The organism is Paraburkholderia caffeinitolerans, assembly GCF_902859945.1.
In the GTDB taxonomy this organism is placed as follows: domain Bacteria; phylum Pseudomonadota; class Gammaproteobacteria; order Burkholderiales; family Burkholderiaceae; genus Paraburkholderia; species Paraburkholderia caffeinitolerans.
The window spans coordinates 64,278-86,130 of sequence record NZ_CADIKL010000030.1; the positions used below are offsets into that span (position 1 = coordinate 64,278).

Annotated in this window: 19 protein-coding genes; 15 read left to right on the forward strand and 4 right to left on the reverse strand. The window is 65.1% G+C overall.

The genetic code is table 11. The annotated features are described in order from the left end of the window. Nucleotides 1–25 precede the first annotated feature (25 nt). The gene (locus HV773_RS25140; RefSeq protein ID WP_129560904.1) at nucleotides 26–982 is read left to right on the forward strand and encodes a tyrosine recombinase XerC; all 957 of its coding nucleotides are present in this window, start codon (nucleotides 26–28) and stop codon (nucleotides 980–982) included. Nucleotides 983–1,059: 77 nt separating this feature from the next. Further along, a complete protein-coding gene (locus HV773_RS25145; protein ID WP_175197031.1) occupies nucleotides 1,060–2,268 on the forward strand; it encodes a class I SAM-dependent rRNA methyltransferase in 1,209 nt (402 codons plus the stop codon). Between the two features lie 105 nt (nucleotides 2,269–2,373). Here HV773_RS25145 and HV773_RS25150 read toward each other — a convergent pair whose 3' ends face one another. Beyond that, nucleotides 2,374–4,467, reverse strand: coding sequence for an ESPR-type extended signal peptide-containing protein (locus HV773_RS25150; RefSeq protein ID WP_160113431.1), 2,094 nt, complete (start codon nucleotides 4,465–4,467; stop codon nucleotides 2,374–2,376). A gap of 548 nt (nucleotides 4,468–5,015) precedes the next feature. Between HV773_RS25150 and HV773_RS25155 the strand changes: the two genes are divergently transcribed. The 4 genes from HV773_RS25155 (at nucleotide 5,016) to hslU (ending at nucleotide 9,329) form a co-directional block, all read left to right on the forward strand. Continuing rightward, nucleotides 5,016–6,098: a CobW family GTP-binding protein gene (locus tag HV773_RS25155; RefSeq protein WP_129560901.1), complete on the forward strand. Its 1,083-nt coding sequence runs from the start codon at nucleotides 5,016–5,018 to the stop codon at nucleotides 6,096–6,098. Nucleotides 6,099–6,655: 557 nt separating this feature from the next. Next, entirely contained in the window at nucleotides 6,656–7,075 is a 420-nt protein-coding gene (dksA, locus tag HV773_RS25160; protein ID WP_027815854.1) for an RNA polymerase-binding protein DksA, read from the forward strand. A 339-nt stretch (nucleotides 7,076–7,414) separates the two neighbouring features. Beyond that, the gene (gene hslV / locus HV773_RS25165) at nucleotides 7,415–7,951 is read left to right on the forward strand and encodes an ATP-dependent protease subunit HslV (protein ID WP_129560900.1); all 537 of its coding nucleotides are present in this window, start codon (nucleotides 7,415–7,417) and stop codon (nucleotides 7,949–7,951) included. A 28-nt stretch (nucleotides 7,952–7,979) separates the two neighbouring features. After that, nucleotides 7,980–9,329, forward strand: coding sequence for an ATP-dependent protease ATPase subunit HslU (gene hslU / locus HV773_RS25170; protein ID WP_129560899.1), 1,350 nt, complete (start codon nucleotides 7,980–7,982; stop codon nucleotides 9,327–9,329). Nucleotides 9,330–9,459: 130 nt separating this feature from the next. Here the strand turns inward: hslU and HV773_RS25175 are convergent, their stop codons facing one another. Together HV773_RS25175 and HV773_RS25180 are read right to left on the reverse strand one after the other, a co-directional pair. Then, entirely contained in the window at nucleotides 9,460–10,002 is a 543-nt protein-coding gene (locus HV773_RS25175) for a response regulator transcription factor (protein WP_129560898.1), read from the reverse strand. 17 nt (nucleotides 10,003–10,019) lie between these two features. Beyond that, complete coding sequence (locus tag HV773_RS25180; RefSeq protein WP_227875343.1) at nucleotides 10,020–11,480, reverse strand: ATP-binding protein; 1,461 nt, start codon at nucleotides 11,478–11,480, stop codon at nucleotides 10,020–10,022. Nucleotides 11,481–11,598: 118 nt separating this feature from the next. On the opposite strand from HV773_RS25180, the gene HV773_RS25185 reads away from it, so the two are divergent. Further along, complete coding sequence (locus tag HV773_RS25185; RefSeq protein WP_129560897.1) at nucleotides 11,599–13,284, forward strand: tetratricopeptide repeat protein; 1,686 nt, start codon at nucleotides 11,599–11,601, stop codon at nucleotides 13,282–13,284. Between the two features lie 24 nt (nucleotides 13,285–13,308). Here the strand turns inward: HV773_RS25185 and HV773_RS25190 are convergent, their stop codons facing one another. Further along, entirely contained in the window at nucleotides 13,309–13,539 is a 231-nt protein-coding gene (locus HV773_RS25190) for a cysteine-rich CWC family protein (RefSeq protein ID WP_129560896.1), read from the reverse strand. Nucleotides 13,540–13,845: 306 nt separating this feature from the next. On the opposite strand from HV773_RS25190, the gene argB reads away from it, so the two are divergent. The 8 genes from argB (at nucleotide 13,846) to HV773_RS25230 (ending at nucleotide 21,828) form a co-directional block, all read left to right on the forward strand. After that, the gene (gene argB / locus HV773_RS25195; protein ID WP_129560895.1) at nucleotides 13,846–14,745 is read left to right on the forward strand and encodes an acetylglutamate kinase; all 900 of its coding nucleotides are present in this window, start codon (nucleotides 13,846–13,848) and stop codon (nucleotides 14,743–14,745) included. A gap of 82 nt (nucleotides 14,746–14,827) precedes the next feature. Then, nucleotides 14,828–15,664, forward strand: a complete 837-nt coding sequence (locus HV773_RS25200; RefSeq protein WP_227875342.1) for a pyrimidine 5'-nucleotidase — start codon at nucleotides 14,828–14,830, stop codon at nucleotides 15,662–15,664. A gap of 76 nt (nucleotides 15,665–15,740) precedes the next feature. After that, nucleotides 15,741–16,430 (forward strand): nucleoid occlusion factor SlmA, encoded by a 690-nt coding sequence (gene slmA, locus HV773_RS25205; protein ID WP_129560894.1) that lies wholly within the window; start codon nucleotides 15,741–15,743, stop codon nucleotides 16,428–16,430. A 47-nt stretch (nucleotides 16,431–16,477) separates the two neighbouring features. Next, nucleotides 16,478–17,059: an HdeD family acid-resistance protein gene (locus tag HV773_RS25210; RefSeq protein ID WP_129560893.1), complete on the forward strand. Its 582-nt coding sequence runs from the start codon at nucleotides 16,478–16,480 to the stop codon at nucleotides 17,057–17,059. A gap of 272 nt (nucleotides 17,060–17,331) precedes the next feature. Next, nucleotides 17,332–18,477, forward strand: coding sequence for a homoserine O-succinyltransferase MetX (gene metX, locus HV773_RS25215; RefSeq protein WP_129560892.1), 1,146 nt, complete (start codon nucleotides 17,332–17,334; stop codon nucleotides 18,475–18,477). Continuing rightward, complete coding sequence (gene metW, locus HV773_RS25220; protein ID WP_035523406.1) at nucleotides 18,474–19,082, forward strand: methionine biosynthesis protein MetW; 609 nt, start codon at nucleotides 18,474–18,476, stop codon at nucleotides 19,080–19,082. The genes metX and metW overlap by 4 nt, the downstream gene beginning before the upstream one ends. A gap of 116 nt (nucleotides 19,083–19,198) precedes the next feature. Beyond that, entirely contained in the window at nucleotides 19,199–20,635 is a 1,437-nt protein-coding gene (locus HV773_RS25225) for an AmpG family muropeptide MFS transporter (protein ID WP_129560891.1), read from the forward strand. Further along, entirely contained in the window at nucleotides 20,632–21,828 is a 1,197-nt protein-coding gene (locus tag HV773_RS25230; protein WP_227875340.1) for a M48 family metallopeptidase, read from the forward strand. Before HV773_RS25225 ends, HV773_RS25230 begins: the two co-directional genes overlap by 4 nt. The last annotated feature ends 25 nt before the right edge of the window (nucleotides 21,829–21,853 follow it).

Sequence of the window (21,853 nt, forward strand, 5' to 3'; positions counted from 1 at the left end):
CCGCACCCACACTCAAGCCGCAGCCGTGAATCCAACCGCCCCGATCGCCGACTATCTCGATGAACTCGAGCACGTGCGCCGGCTTTCGGCGCACACGCTGCGCGGCTATGCGCACGAGCTCGACGAGCTCAAGAAGCTCGCGAACGGCCGGCCGCTCGAACATGTCACGTCTGTCGACGTGCGCGGCGCCGCCGTGCGCGCCCATGCGAGCGGCCTCTCGGCGCGCTCGATCGCACACCGGCTCTCGGTCTGGCGCGCGTTTTACCGCTGGCTCGCGGGCCGCATCGAGCTCGACGCAAATCCGGTGGCGGCGGTGCGCGCGCCCAAGCGCGAGAAGACGCTGCCAAAGGCGCTCTCCGTCGACGACACCATGAAGCTCATGGATGCGCCCAGCGCCAGCGCGGCCGCCCAGACCTGCGAAAGCGCCGCCGGCAGCGTAGAGGCGTTGCGCGATCACGCCATGCTCGAACTGTTCTACTCGTCGGGGCTGCGCCTCGCTGAACTCGTGGGGCTCGACGCGCGCTACGTGAAACGCGACGGCTACGAATCGGCGGGCTGGTTCAAGCGCGACGCCGCCGAAGTAGAAGTGCACGGCAAGGGCGGCCGGCATCGCATCGTGCCCGTCGGCAAAAAGGCGCTGGAAGCGCTCGACGCCTGGCTCGCCGTGCGCGGAAGCTGGGTCAAGCACGACGACGCTCCGCTGTTCCTCTCCGTGCGCGGCAACCGCATGGCGCCGGGCATCGTGCGCGAACGCGTGAAGCGCGCCGCGCTCGCCGCCGGCATTCCCGCGAACGTCCATCCTCACGTGCTGCGGCACTCGTTCGCGACGCACCTGCTGCAGTCGAGCGGCGATTTGCGCGCCGTGCAGGAGCTGCTCGGCCACGCGAGCATCTCGGCCACTCAGGTCTATACGTCGCTCGATTTCCAGCATCTCGCGAAGGTTTACGACACCGCACATCCGCGCGCCAAGAAGCGCGACTGAGCGCGAGCCGTACCTCGCCCTGGCGGGTCATCGCGCCATTGCACATCACCGGGCCTCGCCCTTGTATCGAATCCATCATGAATATCGTCACTCTCAAGCCGTCGAAAGAAAAATCCCTGCTGCGCCGCCATCCGTGGGTCTACGCCAACGCCATCGAGCGCGTCGAGGGCAAGCCCGCACCCGGCGCGACCGTGATCGTGCGCGCGCATGACGGCCGCTTTCTCGCGCGCGCCGCCTATAGCCCGCATTCGCAGATCCGCGCGCGCGTCTGGAGCTTCGACGAGAACGAACCCATCGACCACGCGTTCTTCAAGCGCCGCGTGCAGCGCGCCGTCGCGCATCGGCAGGCGATGGTGAACGGCACGGGCGCGGTGCGGCTGATCTTCGGCGAGGCGGACGGCCTGCCTGGCGTGATCGTCGATTACTACAAGGAAGACGTCGCAGGCGAGAACGCGCGCGGCCAGCTCGTCTGCCAATTCATGGCAGCGGGCGTCGAAGCATGGAAGGAAGCGATCGTCGCGGCGCTCACGGCGGCCACGGGCTGCCCGAACGTGTACGAGCGCTCGGATGTCTCGATCCGCGAAAAGGAAGGGCTCGAGCAGATCACGGGCCTGCTGGCCGGCGACGAGCCGCCCGAAACCATCGTGGCCAACGAGAACGGCGTGCGCTATCACGTGGACGTGCGCAACGGCCACAAGACCGGCTTCTACGTCGATCAGCGCGATAACCGCGCGCTCGTGCAAACCTTCGCGCAAGACCGCGAGGTGCTCAACTGCTTTTGCTACACCGGCGGCTTCTCGCTCGCGGCGATGAAGGGGGGCGCAAAGCGCGTGGTGTCGATCGATTCGTCGGGCGACGCGCTCGCCACCGCGCAGAAGAACGTTCAGGCGAATGGCTTCGACGCGGACCGCGCGACCTGGCTCGACGCCGACGCCTTCAAGACGCTGCGCCGCCTGCACGAAGAGGGCGAGCGCTTCGACCTCGTGGTGCTCGATCCGCCCAAGTTCGCGGCCTCGCGCGAGCATGTGGACCGCGCCGCGCGCGCCTACAAGGACATCAACCTGACCGGCTTTAAGCTGCTGCGCCCGGGCGGCCTGCTGTTCACGTACTCGTGCTCGGGCGCGATCGATGCGGAGCTGTTCCAGAAGATCGTCGCCGGCGCGGCCGCCGATGCGAAGGTCGATGCGCGCATTCTCAAGCGCCTTGGCGCGGGCGTCGATCATCCGCTGCTCGCGGCCTTCCCGGAAGGCGAGTATCTGAAGGGACTGCTGCTGCAGGTGCTGTAAAGCCCGCGCGGAAAATGAAACAGGGTCCCGGCCGGAAGGCCGTGGACCCTGTGTTTCGCTGTGTTGCATTTACCGGCCTTGCGGCCGGCTCGCACTAGCGAGGCATTACCACTGATAGCCCGCGCCGACCACCACACCGGTGTTGCCGGTCGTGCTGGTGTTCGCCGCCACCTTGCCGACCCACTTGTTGTTGTTGGTCACGTACGAGATGCCCAGCGCGCCGCCCGTCTGTCCGCCATAACGGCCGCCGGCCATCGCAACCATGATCTTGCCCGGCTGCGTCGGCTGCGGCAGACCCGCGACAGCCATCGCCGCCGCCGTGCCGGCGTAGGACCGGCGCAGCACATCATGCACCGAGTCCGATATCGACGAGAGACCCTGGGAGACGCTCTGCGAGACTTGCTGGTCGGTGTAGCTCTTCGCTTCCTGCTTCGCTTCGTCAAGCTGGTTCACGTTCACGGCGTCGGTGCCTTCGGTACCGGCGGCCACGTTCGTCACCTGACGCTCGCTGCCTGCGGCGCCCACCGAGACCGTGTTGGCGCGGTTTGCCACCGAGCCCGCACCCAGCGCGACTGAGTTGTCAGCCGTTGCCGACGAGTTCACGCCAACCGCGACCGAATTCATGCCGCTTGCGCTGGCATTCGCTCCCGCCGCCGTTGCATACACACCGGTCGCGCTTGCAGCTTCCGTGTTCTTGTCGCCATAGGCGGCGAACAGCGGGTTGCGCGCGGCCTCTGCGAGGTTCGTGGCGTTGGCCACGGCTGCGTTCAGGTTGTCGACGGACGAGTTCAAGCCATCGACGGCCGAGTTGAGCTGGCCGACGTTGACCGCATCCATATCGGCGACGCCCGCTGCAACGTTGTGAATCGTCGTGCCGCCGGCCACGTTGTTGCCGAGCGTGAGGTTGCTGTAGTCAGCCGTGCCGTCCGCGTTCTGGTCATACGTCACCGCAACCTTCGCCGAACCGTCCGCCGCGATCAGGCCGGACTTCTTCATCTGCGAAACGTTCACCGCGTCGGTGTCGGCCGTGCCGGCCGCGACGTTGGTGATCTGGCGTTCAGCGCCTGCCGCGCCCACCGAGACCGTGTTCTCGCGATCCGCCACCGAACCTGCGCCCAGCGCCACGGTGTTGTCCGCGCTTGCTGCAGCGTTCGCGCCGAATGCCATCGAGTTGGCCCCGCTCGCCGCAGCGTTCATGCCGAATGCCATTGCGCCGACGCCCGAGGCAACAGCCTTCGAGCCCATCGCGACCGAATCGTCGCCCTCGGCGCTTGCGCCGATGCCGGAGGCGAGCGCATTGCTGCCGCTAGCCGCAGCGTTCGCACCGAATGCCGTCGAACCTGCGCCGGAAGCCGAGGCGTTCGCGCCCATGGCAACCGACTCATCACCTTCGGCGATTGCGCCGTTGCCCGAAGCGATTGCGTTCTCGCCGGCGGCGGCTGCATTCGCACCCAGTGCGATCGAGCCGTTACCCGATGCCGTCGCGAGCGTGCCCAGCGCGATCGAATCGTCGCCGGCTGCCGTAGCGGCGATACCCGATGCGTACGAGCCCTGGCCGCTCGCCACCGCGTTAATGCCGAACGCCGTCGCGCCCGCGCCGCTAGCAATCGCGCCCCAACCTTGGGCGACCGTACCGAAGCCATTCGCTTGCGCGCCGCAGCCCATGGCGATCGAGTTCATGCCGAACGCCTGCGTTGCAGCCACGCCGTTGCCCGTTTCCGTCACGTAGCCAGCGGTCATTGAGCTGAAGCCCTTCATGCCTGCCTGGCCCGCGCCAGCGTTCGTCATGTCGTCATAGCTGGTCGCCGAATTCTGCACGCCGAAGCCGTAGATACCGCCCTTATAGCTGCTGGCCAACCCATCTCCGTACACCTTCTGCGAATCGACATTGGTGAGCAGGTTGCAGTCGCCGTCGCCAACGATTGCGATCGAGTTGGACGATGCATTCGCGCCGATGCCACCCGCGCTACCGCCCATGGACGCCGGGCCGGACTGAACCGACTTCGAACCGTTGTCCGAGATGGCCACGGACGCGTTTGCTACGTCGGACATTGCGCCCGCCGAAGCGAGGAGTGCACCCGCGAGGAGCATGGCGCCCGACTTCGCGCGCGCCGGCTTGCCGCGCGCGGCGGTATGTTCCGATGCGGCAACCCACGTACCCAGCACCTTGTTATAAACGCTGCGATAAATCTTGTTCATAGTGTTCTCAAAATTATTAAATACAAAGCGATGCATCCGGCTTCTCGTTAAATTGAAGCCCGGATATTCGGCCGACTCAAAATCGACCTGCCGATTAACACGAAAGCCGCCGGATAATTCCGGCGTGACAAGTAGTCAGTATGGAACGGAGGAAGAGTTCACTGGTGACGCCCACTGCTACGAATGCGACTCGATGATATTCACGCTAATTAATGCCAGAGAGCATCCCCCTTTTTGGAAATCGCTGTCGATGGATGAATTAAACGTGTTTTGTCGGATCGAATCTTTAGGAGGATTTCTAAACTCAAGGATCTGTTGCAGAGATGTGAATCAATAAGACAATCGATTAAATCGAGATAGTCGCCGATTAATAAGATGGCTCGCGTCGGTAGTCATCGCGCCGCAGCCAGGTTCGGACGGCTGACGCCCGAAGCGCAAGGCCGGCACAAGCGCACGCCGCCCAGATATGTTTCAATACGCCGTTATGTTGTAACGCGCGGCTCCCGCGCCGCATCCCACCCCGATTCCAGGCACTCAAGGCAGATAGCATGATTCCCGTTACCATCCTGACCGGCTTTCTCGGCAGCGGCAAAACCACCTTGCTCAAGCGCGTCCTGAACGAGCAGCACGGCATGAAGATCGCCGTGATCGAGAACGAATTCGGCGAAGAGAACATCGACAACGAAATCCTGGTGCAGGACAGCCAGGAACAGATCATCCAGATGAGCAACGGCTGCATCTGCTGCACGATCCGCGGCGACCTCGCGCGCGTGCTCGGCGATCTCGCCCAGCAAAAGCGCGATGGCAAGCTCGATTTCGACCGCGTGGTGATCGAGACCACCGGCCTCGCGAATCCGGGCCCGGTCGCTCAGACGTTCTTCATGGATAACGAAATCGCCGGCGAATTCCTGCTCGACGCCATCATCACGCTCGTCGACGCCAAGCACGGCAACCATCAACTCGACGAGCACGAGGTCGTGCAGCGCCAGGTCGGTTTCGCCGACCGCCTGTTCGTCACGAAGGCCGATCTCGTCGACGGCAAGGAACTCAACGACCTGCGCCATCGCCTGATGCACATGAACCCGCGCGCGCAAATCCGCGAGGTGAATTTTGGCGAGGCGGACATCAAGGAAGTGTTCGACCTGCGCGGCTTTAACCTGAATGCCAAGCTCGAGATCGATCCCGACTTCCTCGCCGAAGACGATCACGATCATGCGCATCACGACCACGATCATGATCACGCGCATGAGCACGCCGACTGCGACCACGATCACGGCAAGTGCAACCACGAAGGCCACGATCACGGCCACCACCATCATCACGCGCACCACGACGACAAGATCAAGTCGTTCGTGTACCGCAGCGACCGTCCGTTTGATCCGAACCGCCTGGAGGACTTCCTCGGCGGCATCCTGCAGATCTACGGCGAGCGCCTGCTGCGCTACAAGGGCGTGCTCTACATGAAGGGCGTGGACCGCAAGGTGGTGTTCCAGGGCGTGCACCAGCTGATGGGCAGCGACCTCGCCGCGAAGTGGCTGCCGATCGAAAAGAAGAACAGCAAGATGGTGTTCATCGGCATCGAGCTGCCGCAGGACCTCATCACCGACGGCCTCGACGCCTGCCTCGCCTGACGCGCAGCGCGGCTACTTCGCCAGCTTGTCTCGCAACGCCCGGCCCATGGCCGGGCGTTGTCGTTTGGCTTGCACGACGGCGCAAAATCGCCTTTCTCCGCTGCACACGTCAAATAACGTACCCGACCATCGCTTTTTCACGATGGGCGCGTTATATTTTCTGGATATCGAACGTTGACGGTAGCCGCCAACATGGGAATTTCCCGCTTGCGGCGCGAGTTTGCGGTTCGGTTACAATACGGCCCCACTGGAAAGAGAGGCGCCCCGGGATTTCCCTTTTAGCGGATTCCTGCAGGACAAACGCCTCCCCGGCCGCGCATCGCGTCGCAGCGCGCAGCCGGTACGAAATATGCCTCAGGAGCATCTAAAAACGGTTTCCAGAGGAGTTCGGCCCCGCAGCGGCGCTTAGGCGTCACGACAGTTCATCGTCCCGTGCTCGCCAACGCGCATATTGGCGCGGTACTGCGCGCGGTAAAGTGGGAGAAGCCACTGCGGGCAACACAAAAGTGCAGGCAAGATGTGCCAGTTTTGCCTCACTCATTGAAGAAGCAAGCCAGATGACGACGAAACGACTCTTGACCGAAGCCGAAATCCTGAAGATGAGCGACAAGGATTACATGAACGAGGATCAGCTCGCCTTCTTCAAGAACCGGCTCGAACAGCTGCAGGCGGAAATTCTCCGCAATGCGGGCCAGACCACCGAGAATCTGCGCGAAACGGTCATCGTGCCGGATCCGGCCGACCGCGCGACGATCGAAGAAGAGCATGCGCTCGAACTGCGCACGCGCGACCGAGAGCGCAAGCTGCTGAAGAAGGTGCAGCAATCGATCGCGCGCATCGAATCGGGCGACTACGGTTGGTGCGAGGAAACCGGCGAGCCGATCGGCATCCCGCGTCTGCTCGCACGCCCGACCGCCACGCTCTCGCTCGAAGCGCAAGAGCGCCGCGAACTGCGCCAGAAGCTGTTCGGCGATTGATTGGCTGCCGGCGCCGCCGCGCGGCGGGTGCCGGAGTTTTCTGCCTTCCTTGTCGAAGCGCACGGAGTCCCGTGCGCTTTTTTATTTGCGCCTGACCTTGTGCAGGCGTTCGCGCCCGACTTTCTCGCACGCCGCTTGTTTCGCACTGACCTTGCGCTTATCTCGATTTCTGCGCCGCGAGCCCTTGAACTGCCCGCTGCCGCCCTAAACTTCTTCCGACACGCCCGCTCGCGCCCCCCGCGACAAGAGCGGCGCGTACCGAATCCGACAATGCGGCGCGGCTGCAAAGGCCGCGTCGCTCCAGCCTCTGCCTGGCATCAACGGTAAAAAGGAACGCACATGGAGCAATTTCACGGCACGACGATCGTATCCGTGCGGCGCGGCGACAAAGTCGCGCTCGGCGGCGACGGCCAGGTCACTCTCGGCAACATCGTCATGAAGGGTGGTGCGAAGAAGGTCCGGCGCATTTACGGCGGCAAGGTGATGGTGGGCTTCGCGGGCGGCACGGCCGATGCGTTCTCGCTGCTCGACCGCTTCGAAGCCAAGCTCGAAAAGCATCAGGGCAATCTCACACGCGCGGCCGTCGAGCTCGCCAAGGACTGGCGCACCGACCGCATGCTGCGCCGCCTCGAAGCCATGCTGATCGCCGCCGACGCCAGCACCACGCTGGTCATCACCGGCAACGGCGACGTGCTCGACCCCGAAGAAGGCATCTGCGCAATCGGCTCGGGCGGCGCGTATGCGCAGGCCGCGGCTCGCGCGCTGGTCGACAACACTGAACTCTCGCCACGCGAGATCGTCGAAAAATCGCTCCAGATCGCGGGCGACATGTGCATCTACACGAATCACAACCGTGTGATCGAAACCATCGAGTAACCCGACGGACAGACGAGAAGGAATCAGGATGAGCACCATGACCCCCGCCGAGATCGTCTCGGAACTCGACAAGCACATCATCGGCCAGACGAAGGCGAAGAAGTCGGTGGCCGTCGCGCTGCGCAACCGCTGGCGCCGCCAGCAGGTGGCCGACCCGCTGCGCCAGGAAATCACGCCGAAGAACATCCTCATGATCGGGCCGACGGGCGTCGGCAAAACCGAAATCGCGCGGCGCCTCGCCAAGCTCGCCGACGCGCCGTTCATCAAGATCGAAGCGACCAAGTTCACCGAAGTGGGCTACGTGGGCCGCGACGTGGACAGCATCGTGCGCGACCTCATCGAAATCTCGGTGAAGCAGACGCGCGAATCGGAAATGCGCAAGGTGCGCAGCAAGGCCACCGATCAGGCCGAAGACCGCATCCTCGACATCCTGCTGCCGAGCGCGCGCCCGGTGGGCTTCGGCTCTGCTTCGGCCGAGTCGGGCCATAGCGAAGGCGACAACGCCACGCGCCAGACCTTCCGCAAGCGCCTGCGCGAAGGCCAGCTCGACGACAAGGAAATCGAGCTCGACGTCGAGCAGCCGCAAGTGGGCATGGACATCATGGGGCCGCCGGGCATGGAAGACATGACCGAGCAAATCCGCTCGATGTTCGCCAATCTCGGCGGCGGCAAGAAAATGCGCCGCAAGCTCAAGGTGAAGGAAGCGCTCAAGGTCCTCACCGACGAAGAAGCGGCCAAGATGCTCAACGACGAAGAGGTCAAGGCCAAGGCGGTGCAGAACGTCGAGCAGAACGGCATCGTGTTCCTCGACGAAATCGACAAGATCGCCTCGCGCAACAACGAAGGCGGCGGCGGCGAAGTCTCGCGCCAAGGTGTGCAGCGCGATCTGCTGCCGCTCGTGGAAGGCACGACCATCAACACGAAGTACGGGATGGTGAAGACCGATCACATCCTGTTCATCGCGAGCGGTGCGTTCCATCTCTCGAAGCCGAGCGATCTGATTCCCGAACTGCAAGGCCGTTTCCCGATTCGCGTCGAACTCGACTCGCTCTCCGTGAAAGACTTCGAAGCCATTCTGGTCGCCACCGACGCCAGCCTCGTCAAGCAGTATCAGGCGCTGCTCGCCACCGAGGACGTGCAACTCGATTTCGCCGATGACGGCATTCGCCGCCTCGCGGAAATCGCCTACTCGGTGAACGAGAAGACCGAGAATATCGGTGCGCGCCGTCTCTATACGGTCATCGAAAAGTTGCTCGAAGACGTTTCGTTCGCGGCCGGCAATCATGCTGGCCAGAGCGTGGTCATCGACGCGGCCTATGTCGACAAGGCGCTCGGCGAAGTCGCGCAGGACGAGGATCTCTCGCGCTATGTGCTGTAACGCGTCGCGCCGGTAAAACGCGCGAACTCGATTGAAGCCCGCTGCGTGCGGGCGCATAACGAAAGAAGGGGCTCCGCCAGCCAGGCGGAGCCCCTTTTCTTTTGCACGCGGCTTGCGGGCGTTTTTGTGCTTACTGGCGCACCGGCCGTTTCGCGAGCTTGCGCTGGAGCGTGCGCCGATGCATGTTGAGCGCGCGCGCCGTGGCCGAGATATTGCCGCCGTGCTCGGCCAGCACGCGCTGGATGTGTTCCCATTCGAGACGCGCGACCGAAAGCGGCGCGGGATGTTCGATGGCCGCCTCGGCCTGCAACGCGCTGGCGTCGCCTTGCAGCGAGGTGAGGATCATTTCGACGTTCGCGGGCTTGGCGAGATAGTTGTCGGCGCCATCCTTCACCGCCTGCACCGCCGTGGCGATGCTCGCGTAACCCGTGAGCACGAGCATGCGCGCATCGGGCTGCAGGTTGCGCAACGGCGCGATCAGCGAAAGGCCCGAGTCGTTGCCGAGATGCAGGTCGACGGTGATTTGCGAGAACTTCTGCTGATTCGCGAAACGAATCGCTTCTTCGGCATTGTGTGCCTGCTGCACCTGGTAGCCGCGTCGCGTGAGGCCGCGCGTCAGGATGTCGGAAAACACTTCGTCGTCGTCGATCACCAGGAAATTCATATCGCTCATACTACTTCTCCGTGTTATCAGGCGGCGTCGGGCCGGCCTGGCCCTTCGCCTCGTCCAATTTCCGAACTCTGCGCAGCTGCGCCTGCGCTCGCTGTCCCGCTCGATTGCTCCGCCGGGACTGTGCCGCCCGCCCGGGCTTCTGTCTTCGCCGGCACATGCAGCACCGCGCGCGTGCCGCGCCACTTGCGCGGGCGCGCGGCGGTCTGGCCCGTACCCGGCAATTCCCGCGCGCCTGCGTGAGGCTCCGCGGCGTCGGGCGCGGCGTCTTTCCCGGTGGCCGCACCAGCATCGCTGAGATCGATCGAGCCGCCCAGCCGCGCCGCCGACGAAAACGCAAGATACAGCCCCACGCCATGGCCGCCTTGCGTGCTTTCCACGGGCGCCGCGCCAAGCGACGAGCGTAGCGCCACCGGGATGCCCGGCCCGGCATCGCAAACTTCGAAATCGATATAGCCGGCGCGCGCTGCCGGATACGCCCGCAACCTGACGAAGTCGCGGCTCGCGCGCGCGGCGTTGTCGAGCAGGATCGTGAGGATCTGGCCAACCGCGACGGTGTCGTCGAGACACAGTTCGGCAGGCGCATTGCCAAGGAGTTCGAACTTTACGTGCGGATGGCGCAGCCGCCATTGCTCGACAAACGGCCCGAGCCATTCGCTCACGGCCTGGCGGCTGCCTGCCGACGACGCACGACTGCGCAGGCGCGCGAGCGCCGAGGTACACAGCGTGATTTGCTTGTCGAGCAGTTCTAGGTCGGCGCCATACGGCTGGAGGCCTTTATCGGTGCGGGCGATGTCGCGCAACTCCTCGGTGAGCATCGCGATGCTCGAGAGCGGCGTGCCGATCTCGTGCGCAACAGTGGCCGCCTGCACGCCGAGCGCGACCGCGCGCTCATCGCGCAGCAAGCGCTGCTGCGCGTCGGCGAGCGCGGCTTCGCGCTGGCGCAGCGCGCGCGACATGCGCGCGACGAACCACACGATGAGCGCCACGCTCACCATGAAGTTCACCCACATGCCCCCGCGGTAGTAATCGAAGAGATTCGCGGGATTGTCGAGATTGAGCGGAACGTTGTCGAAACCGAGCAGTACGTAGCAAGCCACGGCGAAGCTCGCGAGCCACGCGGTGAGATACCACGGCAGCACAGCTGCCGCGATGGCGAGCGAGGGCAGATAGAGCGAGACGAATGGATTGGTCGTACCGCCCGAGAGGAACAGCAGCGCGGAGAGCGCGCCCAAGTCGACCCAGATCTGGCCAAACAATTCGAGATTGGACTCGGGGCGGTCTTGCGTGACGCGCAGCCAGGTAACGCCGTTGAACGCCACTTCCATGGCGATTACAAACAGCATGGCGGGCAGTGGCAACGTCACGCCGAACATGAATTGCACGAAGGCGATCGTGCAGAGCTGGCCGATGATGGCGAGACTGCGCAGCCAGAACAAATGGCTGAGATTGACGCTAGCACTGACGGTTATGCGATGCATCGTGCCAGTTTACCTGTTCGGACTCGTCTGATTCATTATCTTGAAAAGGTTTGCTTCAATCTAAGTCATCCTCCAGCTACATTCGATGCGACATTTTCCGACAGGGTGACCTGGTTAAATGCAAACTCTTCTTCCTGGCGCGCTTGCACGCGTGCGCGATCTCTTTCTCGATTTCGTCGATGCCGCAACCGTCGATGACACCGAAGCCTCGACCGGTGGCATAACCGAAACGGCCGGCACGGCTGCCCGCGAACTGCTCGCTAAAACGCGCGCCTCGCTGCGCGGCCTCGACGACGATGCCCTGATGCTCATCGCAGCCAGCGCCCGGGAGCCCTCGCAGGCCAGCGAGGCCATCCGCCTGAGCGCCGCGATCGCAAGACTCGAACCGCAGCGTGCCGCCGCATGGTTTGCCGCCGGGCTCGCACTGCAGTTCGCCAACCGCCACGCCGAAGCGATACCCCCTTACCGTCATGCGCTCGCGATCCAGCGAACGTTTCCAAATTTGCGAAACAATCTTGCCGGCGCCCTGGTGCAAGCCAATATCGATATCAATAGCTGCGAAATCTTGGCACTGCTCGAAGAATCCGTCGCGGCGAACCCAAACGACACCAATGCCTGGATCAACCTCAGCCGTGTGCTGCCCACCGACACCGATATCGCGCGCCCGCTCGAAGCGGGCCGTCGCGCACTCGCACTCGCGCCACATAGCGCGCTGGCCACGAACAATTACGCGATGGCGTGCAGGGAAGCCCAGCAATGGGACGAAGCCGAGCAGGCCGCGCGCAACGCTTGCCAGTATGCGCCGAACGACGCATCGATGCGCCTGAACCTGTCGATGATCGAGCTGATGCGCGGCCACTTTGCCCAAGGCTGGCGCGGGCACGAGATGCGCTGGCAAGGGGCGAGCGAGCTGGCCAGCGGCAGGCCGGTCTTCCCCAAACCCGAGTGGCGAGGCGAGCCGCTAGGCGGCCGCACGCTGCTGGTGTGGGGCGAACAAGGCAAGGGCGATCTGCTGCAGTTCTGCCGCTATGTACCGATACTCGCCGAGCGTGTGCGCCGCGAAGGCGGCCGGCTGATCTGGAATTCGTTCCCTGAGATGGGTGCGCTACTCTCGCGCAGCTTGGGCGGACAGTGCGATCTTTACGGCGCGGGCGGCCCGGTCGAGGCGTTACCGCCCTACGACTGCGAAGTGTCGCTGCTGAGCCTGCCGTTAATCTTCGACACACGCGAGGACACGATCCCCGGCCCGACGCGCTACCTCGCGCCGGACCCTGCCGCAGCGGCGCGCTGGCGCGAACGGCTCGCGGAAGAGCGGCGCTTGAAGGTCGGGCTCGCGTGGACGGGCAGCCTCGCACACAAGCGCAATCCGTTCCGGCGCATTGGGCTCGAGCGCTTCGCAGCACAATTCGCAGCGTGCCTCTCTGACGTGGCGTTCTATTCGCTGCAGCCTGGCGCGGCCGCCGAGGTCGAGGCCGCGCGCGCGGCGGGCTTCGAGATCGCGGACTTCAGCACAGAATGGCGCACCTTCGACGACACCGCCGCGTTCGTCGACTCGCTCGATCTCGTGATCTCGGTCTGCACGTCGAGCGCGCATCTGGCGGGCGCGCTGGGTCAGCGCACGTGGGTGCTGCTGGACGTGAATCCGCACTGGGTCTGGGGACTGGAGCGGCGCGACAGCCCCTGGTATCCGCACACGACGCTGTATCGGCAAAAGCGGTTCCGGGAGTGGGAGCCCGTTCTGGACGAGGTGAGCGCCGACCTCGCGAAACTCGCCGGTGAGCATCGGGAAAAGCAGGCGCGATGACGGCGCATTAAACAGCGGGGCAGTTCAACGGCTTTCGTCAGCGCCCCGGGCCGCCGCGCCCGCGGCAACCGCAGCGGCAAGACACTCGGGGCACAGGCAGCGTCCGCGCGGGTCGAGCTGGTTCACCGGCACGGCGGGCAGCGTCTTGCACCAGCAGTCGAAGGGCTCGGTGTGCCTGCCGCAGTCGAAGGCACTGCCGCAACGCGGGCAGCGCGCACTCTTCACGGCGTGGGCGGGGCTTGCGGGGGCGGTCATGGCGGCGCGCTCCTGGCGAGGCCGGATTCAGTGACGGGAAAATGATGCCACAGGGCAGCGCAAGCGCCTGAGGCCCACTCAAGTACGCATTTTAGTGAAAATGGCGCACGATCGCGCAGAATTCGCTTCAATTGTGTACAACGGCATTCCTTGACGCCACCTTGTTGCACGGCGGTCCGCGCCTGTGCCGAAAACCCTGTTGCACCGCGCCAGTCCTGTACAATTCGGCCTGTTTCAGCCGCGCTTTCGCGAGCGCGCCTATTTTCAGCCGTATTTCGCTCCGTTTTCCTGTCCAGTCCCGCCGCCATGTCCGAGCCCATCGACCTCTCGCAGATCGCGCCCACCCTGAAAGCCGAAATCCTGGCCGAAGCGCTGCCTTACATCCGCCAGTATCACGGCAAGACTGTCGTGATCAAGTACGGCGGCAATGCCATGACCGAAGAGCGGCTCAAGCAGGGCTTCGCTCGCGACGTGATTCTGCTCAAGCTCGTGGGCATCAATCCGGTCATCGTGCACGGCGGCGGCCCGCAGATCGACACGGCGCTCAAGAAGATCGGCAAGCAAGGCACCTTCATCCAGGGCATGCGCGTCACCGATGAAGAAACCATGGAAGTCGTCGAGTGGGTGCTCGGCGGCGAGGTGCAGCAAGACATCGTCACGCTCATCAATCACTTTGGCGGCCATGCGGTCGGCCTGACCGGCAAGGACGGCGGCCTGATCCACGCGCGCAAGATGATGATGCCGGACCGCGACAACCCGGGTCAGTACATCGACATCGGCCAGGTGGGCGAAGTCGAGGCGATCAACCCGGCCGTCGTGAAGGCGCTCCAGGATGACGCGTTCATTCCGGTGATCTCGCCGATCGGCTTCGGCGAAGACGGCCTGTCGTACAACATCAACGCCGATCTGGTGGCGGGCAAGCTCGCGGTCGTGCTCAACGCCGAGAAGCTCGTGATGATGACCAACATCCCCGGCGTGATGGACAAGGCGGGCAATCTGCTCACCGACCTTTCGGCGCGCGAGATCGACGCGCTCTTCGAAGACGGCACGATCTCGGGCGGCATGCTGCCGAAGATCTCGTCGGCGCTCGACGCGGCCAAGAGCGGCGTGCGCTCGGTGCACATCATCGACGGCCGCATCGAGCACTCGGTGCTGCTCGAAATCCTGACCGAGCAGCCGTTCGGCACGATGATCCGCTCGCACTAAATCGGCTTCGAGCGACGCACGGACGACTCCGCCGCGGCGCCCTTCTTCCTCCGCGCGGCGTCCGCGCTTCGCCTGCTTTCGCATGATGAACGTCTCACGCCCGCTTCGCCGCCGGCCGTCGCGTGCCGGGCAGCGCACCTCGAGCGCCGTCGATCGCGGCCCGAGCTATGGCGCCCCCGCCGATCGCGGCCCGGGCTACGGCGCCCCCGCCGATCGCGGCCCGAGCTACGGCGCCCCGGTCTGGCTCTTCGACCTCGACAACACGTTGCACTGCGCCTCGCACGCGATCTTCCCGGCCATCAACCGCGGCATGACGCAGTACATCATCGACTCGCTCGGCGTGAGCCGCGACGTCGCGAATCATCTGCGCACGAGCTACACGCACCGTTACGGCGCAGCGCTGCTGGGCCTCACGCGCCATCACACGATCGATCCGCACGACTTCCTGAAAGTCGTACACACCTTCGACGACCTGCACACGATGCTGCGCGCCGAGCGCGGCCTCGCGCGCATGCTCGCGGCGCTGCCCGGGCGCAAGATCGTGCTGACCAACGGCCCCACCGACTACGCGCACGCGGTGCTCGCGGCGCTCGGCATCGAGCGGATCTTCGAGCGTGTCGTGGCGATCGAGCACATGCGCACGCGCGAACGCTGGCGCGCCAAGCCCGACCACGCCATGCTGCGCAAGACGCTGCGCGATGCGCGCGTCGCATTCGCCGATGCGATCCTCGTCGAGGACACACGCGGGCATCTGAAGCGCTACCGCCGCCTCGGCATCCGCACAGTCTGGATCACCGGACATCTGCCCACGCACGTGGCAAGCGGCGGGCGGCCCCACTATGTCGATCATTGCGTTCGTTCGCTAAAATCGCTCGGACGCGGCCTGCGAAGCGGAGCATTGCGCAGCAGGCGAAAATAACCGGCAAGACCAACGGCAAGACTCAAGCGGCCGGGCGCAAGCGCAGCCCGCGGGCCGCACTCAGGGGGCGACCTTCATGCAGCCGACCGAACCGCGTGACACCGCTGTGGCGGCAAGCGCAGCAGCCGAATCTCCAGACACCGCGCCGCGGCGCGGCAGCCGTCCGAAGCCGGGCGAGCGCCGCGTGCACATTCTCCAGACGCTCGCGGCGATGCTCGAAACGCCGCGCGGAGAGAAGATCACCACCGCCGCGCTGGCCGCGCGCCTGAACGTCTCCGAGGCCGCGCTCTATCGCCATTTCGCGAGCAAGGCCCAGATGTTCGAAGGCCTCATCGACTTCATCGAGCAGACGCTGTTCCAGCTCATCAACCAGATCGTTGCGAAGGAGCCGAGCGGCGCGCTGCAGGCGCGCGCGATCGCCTTGATGCTGCTTCAGTTCTCGGCGAAGAACGCCGGCATGACGCGCGTGCTGACCTGCGAAGCGCTCGTGGGCGAGCATGAGCGCCTCGCCGAGCGCGTCAATCAGATGCTCGACCGCATCGAGGCCACGCTGCGCCAGTGCCTGCGCGTAAGCCTTGCTGAGCAGGTGCAAGCCGAAGGCGGCACGGCCGACGGGCGCGTTTCGAAAACCGGTTACGATCCCGCTGTTCGCGCCAATCTCCTCGTCCGCTATGTCATCGGCAGCTGGCACCTTTACGCGCAAAGCGGCTTCAAGCGCTCCCCCAGCGAGCATGCCGACGAGCAGATTCGCGTGATTCTCCAATAGCCAGGCTGAGCCCGCGAGGCGAGGTCTGGTCGACAAGGAAAACACGTATGAACCGACCACTCCCTCCCGCAGCCTTGCCCATTCTTTCCAGCCTCTCCGCCCATTGGGGCTGGCTGCTCGCACGCGGCATCGCCGCCATCCTGTTCGGCGTGCTCGCCTACGCCTGGCCCGGCCTCACCGTGCTCACGCTCGCCCTCGTCTGGGGCGCCTACGCGATCGTCGACGGCGCCTTCGCGCTGATCTATGGCGCGCGCGGCGGCGGCTCGCGGCGCTGGTCGTATGTCTTCGTCGGCGTGATCGGCGTGATCGCGGGGCTCGTGGCGTTCTTCTGGCCCGGCGAGACCGCAATCATTCTCGTGATGATCATCGGCTTCTGGGCGCTCGCGGTGGGCGTCTTCGAGATCGTCTACGCCATCCAGTACCGGCATGCGATCGCGCATCCGTGGGCGGTCGGCCTCTCGGGACTGCTCTCGGTTGCACTGGGCTTTTTCGTCGTCATGCACCCGGGCGCGGGCGCGCTCTCGCTCATCTGGCTGATCGCCAGCTTTGCGATCCTTTACGGCATCTTGATGATCGTCGCGTCGCTCCAATTGCGGCGCTGGCACAACGCCCACTCGCGCGGCGTCTGAGCGCGTAAAGCATGCGCGCGGGCGGGCCGCGGCGACTGCTGTGGTAGCGCCGGTTCGTCCGCGTCATTGCGCCAGACGTTTTCCGTTATACTTTGCGTTCGTTGTGCATCACCCACGCGCCGATTTGCTGACTCGATTGCGGGCGCGTGAACTTCAGGCATCGGCCTGAGGTTCGATATAAATGCGGCTAAAGAGGTCGTCAGCTGCGCCACTCCTTTCGCACTTCGCGCTCGCCGACGCCGTTTAGCCGCCCAAAAACCCAGGCGGAACGAATGGAATCGATCGGCATCGTCACCCCTCAAACACTGCATTTCGACGAGCCCCTGCAACTGCAGAACGGCACGGCGCTAGCCGGGTACGACCTCGTGGTCGAGACCTACGGCACGCTCAACGCCGCGCGCAGCAACGCGGTGCTCGTCTGTCACGCGCTCAACGCGTCGCATCACGTCGCGGGCGTGTACGCGGACAACCCCAAAGACGTCGGCTGGTGGGACAACATGGTCGGTCCGGGCAAGCCGCTCGACACCAACCGCTTCTTCGTGATCGGCGTGAACAATCTGGGCTCGTGCTTCGGCTCGACCGGCCCGATGAGCATCGACCCCGCCACCGGCAAGCCGTGGGGCGCGCGCTTTCCGGTGGTCACGGTGGAGGACTGGGTGGACGCCCAGGCGCGCGTGGCCGACCGCTTCGGCATCGAAAAATTTGCCGCCGTGATGGGCGGCAGCCTCGGCGGCATGCAGGCGCTCGCGTGGAGCCTGCGTTATCCGGACCGGCTCGCGCATTGCATCGTGGTGGCCTCCACGCCCAAGCTCTCCGCGCAGAACATCGCGTTCAACGAAGTGGCGCGCTCGGCGATCCTCTCGGACCCCGACTTCCACGGCGGCGACTACTACGCGCACAACATAAAGCCCAGGCGCGGCCTGCGCGTGGCGCGCATGATCGGCCACATCACCTATCTCTCGGACGACGACATGGCCGCGAAATTCGGCCGCGCGCTGCGCCGCGCAGAGGGCGCCGTGAACGAATACAACTTCAACTTCGACGTGGAGTTCGAAGTGGAGTCGTATCTGCGCTACCAGGGCGACAAGTTCGCCGATTACTTCGACGCCAACACCTACCTGCTGATCACGCGCGCGCTCGACTACTTCGATCCCGCCAAGGACTTCGACGGCGACCTCACGCGCGCGCTCGCGCACACCAAGGCGAAGTACCTCGTGGCGAGCTTCGGCACCGACTGGCGCTTCGCGCCCGCACGCTCGCGCGAACTAGTGAAGGCGCTGCTCGACCACAAGCGCCAGGTGACCTACGCCGAGATCGACGCGCCGCACGGCCACGACGCCTTCCTGCTCGACGACGCGCGCTATCACGGCGTCATGCGCGCTTATTACGAACGCATTGCCAACGAGGTGGGTGCATGAACCAGAGCGCATTTGACAGTCTTTCCGCCCGTCCCGACTTTCGCACCATCGCGCGCTGGGTCGAACCGCGCTCGACCGTGCTCGACCTCGGCTGCGGCGACGGCGCGCTGCTTTCGCTGCTCTGCGAAGAGCTCGAATGCACGGGCTACGGCATCGAGCTCAACGACGCGGGCGTGCTCGCCTCGGTGAGCAACGGCATCAATGTGATTCAGCAGAATCTCGAGGACGGCCTGCGTCTGTTCGAAGATGCGAGCTTCGACTTCGCGATCCTCTCGCAAACCTTGCAGACCATTCACCAGACCGCCGCGATCCTGCGCGAGACGGCGCGCGTGGGCAAAGAGTGCATTGTCTCGTTCCCGAACTTCGGCTACTGGCCACACCGCCTTTCGGTGCTGAACGGGCGCATGCCGGTGTCGAAGTCGCTGCCTTACCAGTGGCACAACACGCCGAACGTGCGCGTGCTCACGGTGAAAGATTTCGAGGCGCTCGCGCCCGAAGTCGGCATCGAGATTCTCGACCGCGCCGTGCTGCACGGAGGCCAGCACGTTCGTTGGGGCGTGAACTGGCGTGGTAGTCTTGCGGTCTATCGCGTGAAGAAAGCGTGAAGGCACAGTGACACCGGCAGCGGCGTCGCGCGTCCTTCACGGATCACAGACCTGGAAGCCACGCGGGTCACCGCGCCGCCGCCCTCCGTCGTTACTCCGCCGACACTCCGGACCACATGCAGAATCCGCCCCAAGAGGCCTCCTCCGAAACCTCCCGGACGTCCCCGACGTCATCCGTGCCCCACGACCTGGACGCGCACGTTGATCACCCCGGCTGGCGCGCGTACCTGAACACGCACATGCTGATCTGCGTGTTTCTCGGCTTCACTTCGGGGTTGCCGCTGTTCACGCTCGTCTATCTCGTGCAGGCGTGGCTGCGCTCCGAAGGCGTCAATCTGAAGGAAATCGGCCTTTTCGCGCTGATCCAGTTTCCCTATACGTGGAAGTTCGTCTGGGCGCCGCTCATGGACCGCTACGTGCCGCGTATGCCCGGCTGGCGTCCGGGGCGCAGGCGCGGCTGGATGCTCGTCACGCAGATTCTCGTAGCGGGCGCAATCGCCACGCTCGGCTTCGTCTCGCCGAAGGAGTCGATCTGGACCGTGGCCGCGCTCACGGCGCTCGTCGCGTTCTTCGGCGCGAGCCAGGACATCGCCATCGATGCCTACCGGCGCGAGCTGCTCAAGGACACCGAACAGGGTCTCGGCAATGCGGTGCACGTGAACGCGTACAAGATCGCGGCGCTCGTGCCGGGCTCGCTCGCGCTGATTCTCTCCGATCATCTGCCTTGGAGCACCGTGTTCGTCGTGACGGCGGTGTTCATGATTCCCGGCATGCTCATGTCGCTCGTGGTGAGCGAGCCCGAAGTGCACGGCGCGCCGCCGAAGAATCTGCGCGAGGCGATCGTGCAGCCGTTCGCCGAATTCGTGCATCGCGACGGCTGGGCCGCTGCGCTCTTCGTGCTCGCATTCATCTTTCTGTACAAGCTCGGCGACACGATGGCCACGACGCTTTCGACGTCGTTCTTCCTCGATATCGGCTACTCGCGCACCGAGATTGGCGTGATCGCCAAGATGACCGCGTTCGGCGCGAGTCTCGCGGGCGGCATCATCGGCGGCGTGGCGCTCGTGAAGATCGGCATCGGGCGCGGCCTGTGGATCTTCGGCTTCTTGCAGATGGTCTCGACGCTCGGCTTCGCCTGGCTCGCGCAGCTCGCCCCGGGCTCCCCCACGCTTGCGCTCATCTATGACGCCATCGTGTCGGTGAGCCATGGCGTCGCGCAACTCGCCAGCGCCGTCGGCCTGCATGCACAGCTCACGCTGGACCCGCGCGCCGCCGCGCTCGCGCTCGTCTACGGCCTCGAGACGTTCGCGACCGGCCTCACGCTCGCCGCGTTCACCGCGTATATCGCCAGCACCACCGATCCGCGCTATACCGCGACGCAATTCGCGCTGTTCACGAGCCTCGCCTCGGTGCCGCGCACGCTCGCGTCCGCGGCCAGCGGTTATGTGGTCGCGAAGATCGGCTGGTTCGATTATTTCATCGTCTGCACGGTGCTCGCGGTACCGGGTATGCTGCTGCTCATTCGTATCGCCCCGTGGAGAATCCGGAAGTGAAGTCCCGCCAGCATGCCGTGCCCGCCCGCCACCCGACGCTTACCCGTCCGGGATGGCGCAGCACGCTCGCGCTGGCGCTCGCTGCAGCCATGCCCGCGTGGGGCGTCCTGCACGCGGGTCTTGCCGGCGCAGCCGAGGCTGCTGCCGCAACTTCGAGCGCAAATGGATCCGCGAGCACATCGGCGAGCGTCCCGGCCAATTCCTCCTCGACGCCCTCCGCACCCTCCACGCCGGCCGCGCTCGCGAGTGCAGCCGAGGCCATCGGCACGGCTGCGGCCGCTTCCGGCGCGAACGCGCAGCCCGCGCAGGCGCAGGCCGGCAGCGCCGCCCCGCCCGCCAACGCCGCATCCGGCGGCCCGAGCACCGGCCGCGTCGTACGTTTCGGCAACATCGCGGCGTTCCGCAATCTGATTCCGTCGCCGATGCTCGAGGCGCAGGCCGCCGCCGAGTACACCGAGATCGTGCGCGGCGCAGCGCATTCGAAACTGCTCTACCCCGACTCCGATCCGCACGTGCAGCGCGTGCGCCAGCTCGTCGACCGGCTCGCGCCCTACGCGCTCAAATGGAGCGATCGCGTGAAGAGCTGGAAGTGGGAAGTGGCGGTGATCCGCTCGCCGGACATCCGCATGTACTGCCTGCCGGGCGGCAAGATCGTGGTGTACGGCGGACTGCTCGACCGCGTGAAGCTCAACGACAACGAACTCGGCATGCTGCTCGGCCACGAGATCGCGCATGCGGTGCGCGAGCACGTGCGCGAGCGCCTGGGCGAGCAGCAGGCCGCGCAGATCGAAGCGGGCGTGGTACCGCAACTGTTCGGGCTCGCGGATCTCGGTATGTTCCCGCTCGGCATCGGCTCGCGCCTCGTGGAGATGCACTACGGCCGCGACGACGAAACCGAAGCCGACGTGATCGGCAGCGACATCGCCGCACGCTCGGGCTTCGATCCGCGCGCGGCGCTCACGGTCTGGGACAAGCTCGCAACCGCCACGCGCGCCGACCGCGACCAGGGCTTCATCTACGTGCATCCGTACACACCGGCGCGGCGCGCGGACATCGCCAAGCGTCTCGCCGACATGATGCCGCTCTACGCGAAGGCCATCGGCAAGCCGCTGGCCAGCTTGCCCGACTATCAGGGCATTCCGGTGCCGAAGCGCTCGAAGGTGTCGGCAGCCGCAGCTGCCGCGGTGCCTTGAGGGCGCATCAAGCGCCCCGACAAGC